Below are 12,251 nucleotides of genomic sequence, written 5' to 3' on the forward strand. Positions count from 1 at the left end.
TCATTCTGCCATCCCATCTTCCGTCTGCTCTATCGCTGCATGCTGACCTGTGATCACGTAGATCGGATTCAGTCCGTCAAAACGGGTCATGTTCAGGATCGGCTTGCTTCGCGCCGTCTGGAGTAACGTCACGGAGGCAATCAGGCCCGCGTCGCGCATGGCCTTCATGGTGTCATGCAGCGTCTCGATGGTCGCTGCATTGACCACGATGCGTCCCTCCGGTCGTAACCGGGACGCACACAGGGCGATCAGCTGGGCAAGCTCGCCACCGCTGCCGCCAATGAACACCGCATCCGGATCGGGCAGTTCGTCCAGCCCTGCTGGTGCTTTGGCATGAAGGACGGTGAAGTCCGTCCGGAATTTCACCCGGTTGGCCTCGATATTCACGAGGTCACCTTCATTTTTCTCGATGGCAAATACTTGGCCTCGTGGCGCCAGCCTCGTGCATTCCACTGCCACCGATCCGGAGCCTGCGCCGATGTCCCACACGATGCTGTCCTCCGCGAGCCGCAGCTCAGACAGGCTGAATGCGCGCACTTCACGTTTGGTGATCAGGCCTTTCTCCGGTTTGCGCTGATGGAATTCATCGTCCGCAAAACCGAATCCCCGGCGGGGCGCAGGAGCATCCTTGCGGCGCAGCAAAATAACGACGTTCAGCGGGCTGCATTCCGCTTCCGCCAGCTCGTCCAGGGTGTAATGGCGGGCACGTTCGTCTGCCCCGCCGAGGTTCTCGGCAACGTAGGCATCATACTCGGTCATGCCGAACTGTTGCAGATAGGCCGCGATCGCAGCGGGACTGTTGTGTTCGTCCGTGAGCAGCGCAATCTTGGCTCTGCCATCAATGCGCTGTGCGAGGCCCTTGAGTGGGCGTCCGTGCACGCTCTCGAGCACGGCATCGTGCCAGCTCTCGCCAAGCTGGGCGAATGCCAGCTGCAGCGAACTGAGATTAGGCCGAATCTCCAGTTGATCCGGGCCTAATTTGCGCGCCAGATACCCGGCAATGCCGTAGAACAGCGGGTCTCCCGAGGCAAGCACAACGACGTTGTGTGTGGCCTGCAACGCTTTTATTTTCACAACCAGATCGCTTAAACCGCTCTTGATCGCTAACTTCTCCCCCGCAAATGCCGGGAAGTATTGCAGCTGACGTTCGCCTCCCACGAGCACATCAGCCTCCTGAATGAGATTCAGGCTGTCTGCCGTAAGTCCTGCCGCGCCCTCCTCGCCTACGCCAATGATGCGGATGTTACGATTCTTTGCTCCAATTGCTGTCTTCGAGTTCACTGATTTCCGCCCTCCCCAGTTCCATTCCTTTCATCGTCACCAATACCACTTCCACCGTTATGCCGCCTCCCGCATGTTCCAAACAGTGCTGACAGGCGTATGTACACAGCTTTTCAAAATAGGGCAAGTACCCCGCCTCGGTCATCATATCCGCCACCTGAGTCGCCGTGTTGGCTTCCTCGATCGCTTGCGCCAGCTCATCTCCGGCTCCGGTCTCGCGGGCCACGGACGCAAGGAATCCAAAATCTACCGGCGCACTCTTGGAGTGCACCATCATGACGCCTTGAGCCACTTTGGCAAATTTCCCTGGCATACCGACCAGACTGATGCGTTTCATGCCCAGTCGTTTACCGTGTTTGATGGCGAACCCGACAAAGTCACCCATCTGAATAAAAGCTTCCTCTGGCAGCTCGGGCATCATCTTCATGGCGTATTTTTCGCTGCTGCCACCCGTTGTCAGCACAATATGGTCACAGCCGGATGCCTGAGCAACGGAAATAGCTTGTACCACACTCGCTCTGTAGGCAGAGGTCGAAAACGGAACGACCACGCCGCGTGTACCCAAAATGGAGATGCCGCCCAGAATGCCTAGACGGGAATTCAGTGTCTTCTTGGCTATCTCTTCGCCGTCCGGCACGCTGATCACGACGCGTACCCCTCTCGCTGTACCGTGTTCGGCAAGTACCTGGGTGACGGCCTCGGTAATCATGCGCCGCGGGACGGGATTAATGGCCGCTTCGCCGACAGGCACAGGCAGACCAGGCTTTGTGACACGGCCTACGCCGATGCCGCCATCCAGGTCAATGCCAGGCTCGTCCCGCCAGGAAACATGCGCGATAATCTTCGCCAGATGTGTAGCGTCCGGGTCATCGCCGGCATCCTTAATCGTGGCACAGGTGGCTACGCCATCCGTCAGTTCCTGCTCGATCAGTTCGAACGAGTGGTCAAAGCCTGCGGGCAGCGACACAACAGACTGCGCCGGAGTTATCCCTGTTAGCAGGAGTTGGGTTGCCCCTTTGGCAACTGCCGTTGCACACGCTCCTGTTGTGAAGCCCGAACGCATCGGTTTGTCCGGATCGGTTTTTTCTCCGCTTTTCATGGTATTTGACCTCCCGTCCTTTCTTATCGCATTAAATGTTATGGTCACACTTTGATCACTGCGTGGGCTAGGATTCCGGGTTGCCGCTACGGGTACGGATCGTTCTTTCGATCGCTGTTGTCTCCAGATTTCTTTGATTCCCTCTTATAAAGGGAGAAATATGGAGACAAACGCGACCGCTTCGCTTCTTCAGAATCGATTCCGTCCCCTCCGCTACTCCCCGCATCTTTGCCCACTTCGTTATCCAAGCAACCCCAACTTAAAGGACTAAACAATGCCCTGAGGTCCTTATGGGTAACTGATCATTCCATGCCACTAAGAGATGGCATGGAATGTAGTTACGCAGTTTTGTGTTTGTGCAGTCTGCTATTCATTTTTGCAAGTGGGCGATGCTTGGGGATTTAACCACCTTATGCACCGTGAACCGAGCTCAAACATTAACTCCGTTTCAGTCACGCGCCCAGGATGATACATTGTAACGAACCTAGGAGTCGCTATTGGAGCCAAATTCCACAAACAAAAATAGTAACGAATCATAGCGACGTTATTTCCTTAAAAAGACGATGTTTCCAACACTTTTTAGCGTTTTTTACCGGAATAGCGTTACTCCGGTTCGTTAGAATGTGAAAATGATGAACATCCGTGATATAAGATCTATAGGGTTTGTTAGCGCTCTCCAATAACCTGTGGTCGTTTACTTAACTAAGCCTTAACTGCCATCAGGGAGATAGCGTTCAGGGCAGCTACCACGATGGTACTGCCGCCTTTGCGGCCGATGTTTGTGATAAACGGGATGTCCAGCTTGCGCAGCTCGTCTTTGGATTCTGCTGCGGATACGAATCCAACAGGCATTCCGATAATCAAGCCTGGCTTGGCCTCCCCTTCCTTCACCAGACGAATCAGCTCCAGCAGTGCTGTCGGAGCGTTACCGATCGCATAAATTCCACCCTCATACATTTGGGTTGCTTTGCGAGTCGAGATGATCGCCCGTGTTGTATTCAACCGCTTCGCTTCCTCCATCACATCCGGATCGGAAATGTGGACGTGAACGTCTCCGCCGAGACTGCGAATACGATCCTTGCTGACGCCAGCCTGGATCATCTGTACATCGGCAATGACGGATTGGCCGGCGCGAAGCGCTGCAATTCCAGCTTGAATGGCATCTGGATGGAACACCATGCTGCGGCCCAGTTCGAAGTCAGCCGAGGCATGAATCACACGTTGTACAACAGGGTATTGCTCATCCGTAAAGGGATGCTCCCCCAGCTCCTCGGTAATCATCTCGAAGCTTTTCCCCTCAATTTCCTGAGGCTGTACGGTCAGAGGTTTAAATTCCGTTTTGAAATCCATATGCACTCACTCCTTCAATGTAATGTGATTCAAAAATGGTTTATCCAAATTTGGACTATTCGGGTGTTCTACTGCACCAATACACGCTTCAACTCGGAGATTACGCCTTCAAAATGGTCAAACACCGTTCCGAATTCAGCCTCCGGACGGGAAATCAGCACGACATGAATGCCAAGCTCCAGAGCAGATTGGATTTTCTCATCCACAGCCCCGGTCTTGCCGCTTTCCTTGGTAACCATAACAGTGGTGGCATAATGCTTGTACAACGCTTCGTTCATTTCACGGGAAAAGGGTCCCTGCATTGCAATAATATTGCGCTGTTCAACACCCAGTTCTCCGCATTTCTCCATATTGTCGAGACGCGGAAGCATGCGGGCAACGAGACGAATATCCGGATCACCGAGCAGGTGCTTGGTGAACATTTGCAGCGTCTTGCTGCCTGTCGTCAGCATGACAGAACCTTTAAGCTCTTTCGCCTTAAGCGCTGCCTCATCATAGGAAGACACGACATGAAGCAATGGATGATCATCATATGCCAGTCCTGTCCGCTCATAGCGGATATACGGAATTCCTGCCTGTCGTGCTGCCTCCATGGCGTTGGCATGGGCCTCCTCAGCGAAGGGATGACTTGCATCCACAATGGCACGGCTTTCCTTCTCACGTACAAGTTCGACCATGGCTTCCACAGTGAGTCTGCCCGTACGAACAGATAATCCAGCTTCGTTCAGACTATTCGCCGCACTATCAGTTACAACCGAAGTAAGTACGTCCGTCCCCTGCTGCTGAATCTGCAGTGCAAGCTCGCGCGCATCACTGGTACCACATAACATAAAGATCATGGGCGATTCACCTGCTCCGATGCTGCTGCAATCTGAGCATGATCTGGGGAGGTATTTTCTTTACCGTTTCCCTCTTCATCATGATCATTTAACGTAACTTCAGGTTCATGGTGCGAATGCTGCTCGTCTTCGTGATCATGATGGAAATCGAGCGATGTTTCCCGGCTGCTCACCACATGCTCGTGTTCGTGGCTATGGTCGTGAACATGGTGATCATGCTCATGGTGATGGTGGTCATGACTATGATCATGTGTGTGATCGTGATGGTCATGGCTGTGATCATGTGCGTGATCATGATGGTGATGATCGTGGTGGTGATCATGATCGTGACCATGTCCGTGATCGTGATCATGGTGATGGTGGTGATGTTTGGCAGCCTCAAGTCTGAATTGGCAGTTGTCACAGTTGGCCGCTACCCGTCCATGCAAACCTTCATTCGCCCGTTCCAACACCAGTTCCACCAATTGCGGATGGAATCCAAAATATCCGCCAATCTCGACCTGAATGTCGGGATGTGCAGCAGCAAACTCTGCTGTCATTTCATCAATACGTTTAATCAGCACACCGGTGAACAGGAAATAAGGCATGATGATAATCTTCTTCGCACCAAGCAGCAAACAGCGCTGCAATCCATCTGGGAACGAAGGCTGGGTCACACCAATAAAGCTGCTTTCAGCCCATTTATACGGCAGTTTCTCCCACAGCATCCGGGTCATTTTGAAAAAGTCACTATTGGCATCCGGGTCACTGCTTCCCCGGCCAAGGACCAGCACTGCTGTCTCTTCATCCGTGACAGGTGCGGGCGGAGCCGCCACTGCTGTGCCGCCATGAGCTGCGGCAACAAGGACAGGTTGAGCCTCCTGCAGACGGGTCTGCATAATTTGAACCACTTTCTCATGCACGCCAATCGGACGTCCGTACACAAATTCCACCTGCGGATAACGCGCCTTGGCCCGGTCAATCGCATTAGGTATATCAATTTTGGCATGGCCTGCAGCAAACAGAATGATCGGCACCAATACGACACGTGTTGCCCCTTTATCCACACAAGCGGTAACCCCTTCGGCAATGCTCGGTCTTGTTAACTCCAAAAAGCAGGTCTCCACCACGGTATTCTCCGGGGATTTCTCCGCTACTGCACGTGCAAACTCCATCAACTCCCGGTTTCCCTCAGGATCACGACTGCCGTGTCCCACCAGCAAAATGGCATTCATCTCTGATTTCTTCCTCCCCCGCCTGATCCACAGACCAGGCATCTCATCATTTTATATTGCGCTTGCTCGGTAAACGCGCCTTCCACGGAAGACAACTTCGTTACCCAATCATTTCGAACTATATGAAAAAAGTGCATTGCAACTACCGCCAATATCATAGGCATCTGTCGTCAAAAACGACTGCTTCATCAGACGATGACACGACTACTAGTCACCACATACCGGGTTTACTTCCACGGTTACGGGTGCATCTACGTGACGGAAACCCTGAATTACCCCAACGCGTTTGAAAAATTTGTGGAATCGCTCGTTCGGATGTCCCTTTTCCTTGTACTCCGCCACGATCCGCTCCACAATCCCGCCAATCTGATCTCCTGGAATACCCTCAGCTACCGGCTGGGCAGGGTGAGCATTTCGTCCAAACTTTTTGCCGCCAAGGAAGAGATCGTACCCGCCTTTGCGGTAGACAATTCCGATATCCTCCAGCACGGCACCGTAACACGCCATGCCGCAGCCATTTAGGGCCACACTGGTTTCTTTCGGCGCACCAAGCCCGCCAATAACGGCCTGCAAATGATTGGCCATCGGTACAGCATCGTCCTTCTCCATATTGCAGAAGTCGCAAGCCTTCACCTTGATGACATCACCGATCGGAACCACGATGAAGTTCGCTGCGCGGAGCTCCTCTACCAGTTGATCCGGCTCAAAGGTCGGCACTCGCAAAATAATCTGATGTTCCGGCGTGTATTCCAGCTCGCCTTCTTCACTCGCACACTGCGCCAGCAGCGCCATCTGGGCTGCGGTAAACTTCTTGTTGCCGACGCCAGGCGAGACGCCAACCTCGAACAGCGGCGCTTTGCGTCCCGGCTCGGGTGCCGTGCGTACCGCTGCTGCCATAGCCTGCTGCGGTGTCCCGGCTAACGAGCCCGGTGCTGCCGCATCCAACCATCGGCTGGCTGCTTCGCCGGCGAGCTTGCCGCCTGCCGCAAGCCGCGTCAGTGCCTCGGCAGCCAGCGAAGCTGCATCTGCGCGCGGCGCCACTGCGGCTGCACGCGGTGCGGGGTCTACCGCCGCGGGCCGCTCGGCGGCAAGCACCGCAGTGCCACCGCTGCGTGCCGGGCTTGCCGCAGGCGCGTCTGCACGCGGCTGCCCTTGCGAAGCCGTGTCCGCACTGCCTTGCGCAGCGCGGACCGGGCCCGAGTCTGCTGCCTCGCCGGAGGCAGCAGAGCGGGCTTCCATGGCGCCGAGCGACCATGGCTCGGCTTCCGTGCGCAGTCGCTCATGCGGTCTGAGCGACTGTTCCGCGGTATTCAGCGTGTATTTCCGCTGATACCCGCGCGGTGTGACCATGAGTCCTTCGTACATCATGGTCGAGGAGTTACCAATAATCACGGTCGTCAGCATGCCGATATCGTGATTCAGCATGTCTTCCAGTGTGGTCATCACGACATCCTGACGTTCACGGTAAGCACTTTTTACGAGCCCAACCGGTGTCTGCGGATCGCGGTAACGCAGCAGCATCTCCTGGGTTTCCACGATCTGGCGTGTGCGGCGTCCACTGCGAGGGTTGTACAGAGCAATGACAAAATCAGCCGCTGCAGCTGCTTCAACTCGCCGAATAATCGTGTCCCATGGCGTGAGGTGGTCACTCAAACTGATCGTACATGCATCATGCATCACGGGTGCACCCAGCAGTGAGGCACAGGATTGAATGGCGGATACGCCCGGAATGACTTCAACGCCAACACCACTATCCGGCTTCCAGCCCTGCTCCATCAGTACTTCATACACAAGTCCGGCCATACCGTACACCCCGGCATCACCACTGGAGATTACAGCCACTATTTTGCCCATCTCCGCCTGTCTGACCGCTTCCTGTGCCCGGCTTACCTCTTCGGTCATGCCTGTCCGAACAATCTCCTGTCCGTCCAGGAGCGGCCTAATCAGATCAACGTAAGTGTTATAACCGATGATGACCTCGCTCTCCCGCAGTGCTTCCAATGCCCTTGTGGTGATATGCTCCATCGCACCCGGGCCAAATCCGATAATCAGCAGCTTCCCTTGGTTTTGCATTACTTCTCCTCCTCCTCCGTATCCAGTCCAGCGTCTTAGCAGATCAAAATCATCTATACATTTCACCAGCCCGCAGTTCGGCTTGATGGCATCGTCCACCCTTCTTCATCCAAACTGATTCAAACAGTGAAAAAGGACGGCTTGGCCGACCTTCTTCTGCGCGGCATGTTCTTTACTTCGATTCCATAACGTTCTTCTTAAAACAAACAAAAAAATCCCATCCTTATATCGGATGGGATACGCATGTACGTACACTCAAGAAGACAGTCCACGGCCCTTACAGAGGAGGGTCTGTGGCTGCATGGCCGCAAAAGGCCTGCCAGGCGAACCGATTGTTCGCCCGTTTCCTGATTCTTCGTACACCACTCCTTTCCGCGAAGGGTTCGGTGACACATGCAAGGTAGGTCTCCTGGCTCTGGATCATCAGCTTCCTTTTCTGTCTTCCCCGGATATACCGAGTGACTTGGATGAAAAGGGCTTCCCCATTACAGTGGCGGGACCGCTCGGGATTTGCACCCGATTCCCTGTTACCTCTTGCTTCACGCAAGAGCACCTTGCTTGTTTTCATGAATAATATTGGTTTCATCATAACACCGCTCAGGAAAAAATGTCCATGCTTATGATGTTTGTCCATTCTCCTAATTTCAGACAAAACAGAAAAAGGTCCTGATCCATAAAAGGATCAGAACCTTATATACGATATTCTTGTGAGCAACCCTCATTTTCAATACGACCAGGTTCTTACAAGAACGATGTTCGGATAGACTTCTCAGGCCTTATCTGCATGGGTTGCAGCAATATGTCGTCCAAGTTCTACGATGAGCGCTCCCATTTTTTCTTCCTCCGGCACAACAAGTGCCTCAATGCCTTCTTCACGCATGGCATTAGCCGTCACCTTGCCGACAGAAGCCGGAATCACACCTTCACGAAAAGCCTGCTGCATCTGATTAAGCTTGCCCTGGGAAGCTGCATATGCTGCCAAAAAACGTACCTGGGGACCGCTCGTAAAAGCTACCGCATCCACCTCATGCTGCACAATCTCATTCAGAAGCAGTTCCAGTTCAGCCTCTTCCGGCGGCACATGGCGATAAGGTAAAACCTGTCGTACGTGCGCACCCTGTTCTTCCAGCCAATCAACCAGCTTCGGCGCAGTCTCCCCATGAAGTTGAAGCATGACTTTTTTGCCTGCAAGGTCATGTGGTGCAAATTCGCGGATCAGCCCGTCCGTACTGCCATCATCATCCCTGACCAGTGGAGAGAGCTTACGCTTGCGAAGTGCATTCACCGTTTTGTATCCCCTTGCCGCAATGGAAGCTTCGGCCAGGACATCCAGCAGTTCTCCGGCAATGTCCATATCCTCTGCCATTTCAAAAATGGCATCAAGCCCCATCCCTGTGGTTAACACTGCCCAGTCCGGTGGATCCGAGATTAAGGATACGAGACCATCACGTATGTTCCGATCGTCCAGGAATACCGTGCCCTGTGCAGGTCGCACGAGTGGAATGCCGCCCATTTTCTCTATCAGTAATGCCATTTCCTTCGATTTACGCGGTCCCGTCAGCGCTACACGTATACCCGCCAAATGTTGAGCCATTCTTGTTTCCCCCCAGTTCGTTCAGCCGAACGTTCATCCGTCTGACTACAGTATACAGGCTAGTTTCATGGAGGGAAACCTCGTTTCACGTCATTTGACCCGTTCTTCTATAACGTTTTTTTATGATAATGATCAGGAAGGCTGAAGCTCGCCACCCTGCATGTCATCTCGTTTGGTTTTGCCTTCTTCATCGGAGTCGGCATTTTTCTTCTCCTGATCCTGATGCTTATGTTCTGTTTTCCGCTGCTTATCTCCTTGGCGGGAAGAATCTGTTTCCTCTCGGCGCGGACGAAGAAACACAAAGAGAATAATGGGGAACAACACCTCAAACAGAATGGCGATCCATGTCCATTCCCGTGTAAAGCGGAACAGCTGGATTGCATTTTTGAAAAACCAGAAAGCACACACAAACCCCACCAAGGCTACAGGTCCAGTCATGATCTTTCCAGATACCTTGGGGATCATCCGTTTCAGTCCCCAACAGACAAAATACAGATCAAATGCAATCTTGGTAATCATCGCAGGTAGAGTCGCTGCTGCCAATGCCAGATCAAACCGGTCGAGAAAATCACTGATCTGCAGCTGCCTTGCAAGCTCATAGGAAGGGTATACCAATCTGGACGCGACGGGCACACCAATCGATGTTATGGTCTCGATCAAAACCAGAATCAACAACAAGGTTGAAATTGTAATTCCCCACAAGACGGATTTGAAACGAAAATCACTGCCCTTAACTACAAAAGGCAATGCAATCATCTCTCCAAAAAAGGAGAATAGGTACCAGCTTCCCTTGCCAACATCTGCAACATCGATGTAAAAATACGGCATCAGATTAGCAAGATCAACTTGCTGAACAAGCATAAACGGCACAACTAAGGAAATCAGAATGAACAAGGTTACATACAACTCGGACATTCCAATTAATGATCCAAGACCTCCCCTTACAATAAAAACAGCCATGACCAAAAGGGACAACACAATGATCGAAATCGGGGTAGTCTCCAGCAATGTAATACTTACGTAGTCACCTATTAACCGGATATCGCGGGCAAATACAAAGAGAAAAAACAAGATATACAGCAGCCCTATTACACGTCCCATAAAAGGATGACGCTCAACGAGAGACTCAAACAAGTCCTGATTGGAGAATCGCTGCTGAACACGATTTAGCATCCACATTGAACACGTCATCACCAGAAACAAAGGGATATAGGATAAATAGGCATGCTGTTCGGCATGGTAGATGGCCTGTGCATGAGGCTGAATCAAAGTGCCTGTAATACTGAGCAGCATCACGAGCAGCACCAGCTGACGATTGGTTACCCCCTGATTCATCGCATACCTCCTTTCTATCTGTTTAACTGAAGATTATGATATTTCGAAACATCTACGGCAGCGGTAACAATCGTTGTATCCAATGCGTAAGCCATACTGTGATAAAGAAGGTTTTGCTCAAATAGGTCACATGAATCCAAATCCCGAGGCTGCATGCAATCAGCCCGTAGGATAACCATCTATTAATCGCCGCTCCCTGCCTCAGGTGCTTAAAGTCCATAACGATGACTGCGATGACCATAGCCAGGTAAGTAAACATCAGCGGCTTAATCATGGATGATCTCCTCCTCCGTCAATCCAATCGGCTTGTTGGTGATCCCTACATTTTCAATAATAATATGGGGCTCTACCACAACCTCCATATTGGGATAAATGTCATACCAACGGTCCTTAATCTTGCCCCATTCTTTCGGCATTTGCTGACGAATGGAACGGCCCAATCCCAAAATATCGGCATTATACTTTTTCTGGATCAACCTGACCCCTTCTTCAATGTCATCTTTCACTTTTTTATGAATGGCCTCATTAAGACTTTGAATTTCACCTTCTCGCAAATCCCCATAGTTGGATTCGTTATCAACCAAAATTCCCTTGGCGTATAACTGAATGGTTACGCTCACCTTGCCATTGCGGATATGTGGACGATAAGATGAATTGTTTTCATTAAGCTTGATGAACAGGTTCCCTTCACCCCTTGGAGCGTCGATCAGCACTTCTGGCGTATTGGCTTCACCCATGGCCAAAATAAGGGCATCCGCGGGAGCCTTTTCGATCATTCCCACCAGCTTGTCTTTTTTGAAAATGGCCAGTCCGTCCAACTTAATGTTCGTTTTGACGTCCTTCCACTCCTTCGGTACGTTATTCGTAATAGACGCAACAGGGAGAAAGGGATCTATGCCATCGGAGAGAATGGAATCGATAAAAAGCTTGAGCGAACGTGGATTCCGCATATTCAGGAAGCATAACTCCCTAACCATTTCAGAGGGGAATTTTTCAATCGGTGCGTCAGCATCCAGGACCTTATATGCTTCTCCCTTGGTGACTACAGGCATGGCAGACAGACGGTTTAACGGATACCTTGTTATTAGATCCAGCATCGGGGCAATGCCTTCTCTTGCCAGGTCCTCCCCAATAAGCAACGTGCGGCGATGAGCATAGTAAATCCTCCGAGACAGGGCCTTTTGCCCTTCAAGCGAGGTACCGCGAAAGGTTTTGGCTGTATTGGACAGCATGAACCACGATTTATCCCCACTTGTACCTCCCCCGCCTCCTTCACTTCCAGCGGCACCGGATTGACCAGGAAGAGCAATTTGCATACTTGTTCTGTAATCCTGATTTTCCTTGTCAACGGCAATACCGATTACAAAGGCAATATCATTAATTTCCTCACGATCCCAACAGCCTGATAGCAGAAGGGTACACAGGAACAGCAGCACCACTGTGCGATACTTATGCATGAAATGCAT

10 protein-coding genes and 1 riboswitch are annotated in these 12,251 nt (G+C 51.9%); all 10 genes read right to left on the bottom strand.

Annotation, left to right across the window (positions count from 1 at the left end):
* The gene (cbiE, locus tag AB3N00_RS20605; RefSeq protein ID WP_413036261.1) at positions 1 to 1,281 is read right to left on the bottom strand and encodes a precorrin-6y C5,15-methyltransferase (decarboxylating) subunit CbiE; all 1,281 of its coding nucleotides are present in this window, start codon (positions 1,279 to 1,281) and stop codon (positions 1 to 3) included.
* Entirely contained in the window at positions 1,244 to 2,380 is a 1,137-nt protein-coding gene (locus tag AB3N00_RS20610) for a cobalt-precorrin-5B (C(1))-methyltransferase (protein ID WP_413036262.1), read from the bottom strand. The genes cbiE and AB3N00_RS20610 overlap by 38 nt, the downstream gene beginning before the upstream one ends.
* Before the next feature lie 702 nt (positions 2,381 to 3,082).
* Positions 3,083 to 3,730: a precorrin-8X methylmutase gene (locus tag AB3N00_RS20615; protein ID WP_413036263.1), complete on the bottom strand. Its 648-nt coding sequence runs from the start codon at positions 3,728 to 3,730 to the stop codon at positions 3,083 to 3,085.
* A gap of 68 nt (positions 3,731 to 3,798) precedes the next feature.
* Positions 3,799 to 4,569, bottom strand: coding sequence for a precorrin-6A reductase (gene cobK, locus AB3N00_RS20620; RefSeq protein WP_413036264.1), 771 nt, complete (start codon positions 4,567 to 4,569; stop codon positions 3,799 to 3,801).
* Positions 4,566 to 5,783: a sirohydrochlorin chelatase gene (locus AB3N00_RS20625; RefSeq protein ID WP_413036265.1), complete on the bottom strand. Its 1,218-nt coding sequence runs from the start codon at positions 5,781 to 5,783 to the stop codon at positions 4,566 to 4,568. Before AB3N00_RS20625 ends, cobK begins: the two co-directional genes overlap by 4 nt.
* 207 nt (positions 5,784 to 5,990) lie before the next feature.
* Positions 5,991 to 7,856 (bottom strand): precorrin-3B C(17)-methyltransferase, encoded by a 1,866-nt coding sequence (cobJ, locus tag AB3N00_RS20630; protein WP_413036266.1) that lies wholly within the window; start codon positions 7,854 to 7,856, stop codon positions 5,991 to 5,993.
* Between the two features lie 381 nt (positions 7,857 to 8,237).
* A riboswitch (cobalamin riboswitch) is annotated at positions 8,238 to 8,428 on the bottom strand.
* Between the two features lie 197 nt (positions 8,429 to 8,625).
* Positions 8,626 to 9,450 (bottom strand): uroporphyrinogen-III synthase, encoded by an 825-nt coding sequence (locus tag AB3N00_RS20635; protein ID WP_413036267.1) that lies wholly within the window; start codon positions 9,448 to 9,450, stop codon positions 8,626 to 8,628.
* A 132-nt stretch (positions 9,451 to 9,582) separates the two neighbouring features.
* Complete coding sequence (locus AB3N00_RS20640) at positions 9,583 to 10,785, bottom strand: GerAB/ArcD/ProY family transporter (RefSeq protein WP_413036268.1); 1,203 nt, start codon at positions 10,783 to 10,785, stop codon at positions 9,583 to 9,585.
* Between the two features lie 52 nt (positions 10,786 to 10,837).
* Positions 10,838 to 11,059, bottom strand: a complete 222-nt coding sequence (locus AB3N00_RS20645; protein ID WP_413036269.1) for a hypothetical protein — start codon at positions 11,057 to 11,059, stop codon at positions 10,838 to 10,840.
* Positions 11,052 to 12,251 carry a Ger(x)C family spore germination protein gene (locus AB3N00_RS20650; RefSeq protein WP_413036270.1) on the bottom strand — a complete coding sequence of 400 codons (1,200 nt, stop codon included), beginning with the start codon at positions 12,249 to 12,251 and terminating at the stop codon, positions 11,052 to 11,054. Before AB3N00_RS20650 ends, AB3N00_RS20645 begins: the two co-directional genes overlap by 8 nt.

The organism is Paenibacillus xylanilyticus (genome assembly GCF_047246825.1).
GTDB lineage: Bacteria > Bacillota > Bacilli > Paenibacillales > Paenibacillaceae > Paenibacillus > Paenibacillus xylanilyticus_B.

What these genes read in the sequence shown, in the direction of transcription:
- AB3N00_RS20610 (WP_413036262.1), bottom strand. Translation starts at nt 2,380, where the DNA reads ATGAAAAGCGGAGAAAAAACCGATCCGGACAAACCGATGCGTTCGGGC.
- AB3N00_RS20615 (WP_413036263.1), bottom strand. Translation starts at nt 3,730, where the DNA reads ATGGATTTCAAAACGGAATTTAAACCTCTGACCGTACAGCCTCAGGAA.
- cobK (WP_413036264.1), bottom strand. Translation starts at nt 4,569, where the DNA reads ATGATCTTTATGTTATGTGGTACCAGTGATGCGCGCGAGCTTGCACTG.
- AB3N00_RS20625 (WP_413036265.1), bottom strand. Translation starts at nt 5,783, where the DNA reads ATGAATGCCATTTTGCTGGTGGGACACGGCAGTCGTGATCCTGAGGGA.
- cobJ (WP_413036266.1), bottom strand. Translation starts at nt 7,856, where the DNA reads ATGCAAAACCAAGGGAAGCTGCTGATTATCGGATTTGGCCCGGGTGCG.
- AB3N00_RS20635 (WP_413036267.1), bottom strand. Translation starts at nt 9,450, where the DNA reads ATGGCTCAACATTTGGCGGGTATACGTGTAGCGCTGACGGGACCGCGT.
- AB3N00_RS20640 (WP_413036268.1), bottom strand. Translation starts at nt 10,785, where the DNA reads ATGAATCAGGGGGTAACCAATCGTCAGCTGGTGCTGCTCGTGATGCTG.
- AB3N00_RS20645 (WP_413036269.1), bottom strand. Translation starts at nt 11,059, where the DNA reads ATGATTAAGCCGCTGATGTTTACTTACCTGGCTATGGTCATCGCAGTC.
- AB3N00_RS20650 (WP_413036270.1), bottom strand. Translation starts at nt 12,251, where the DNA reads ATGCATTTCATGCATAAGTATCGCACAGTGGTGCTGCTGTTCCTGTGT.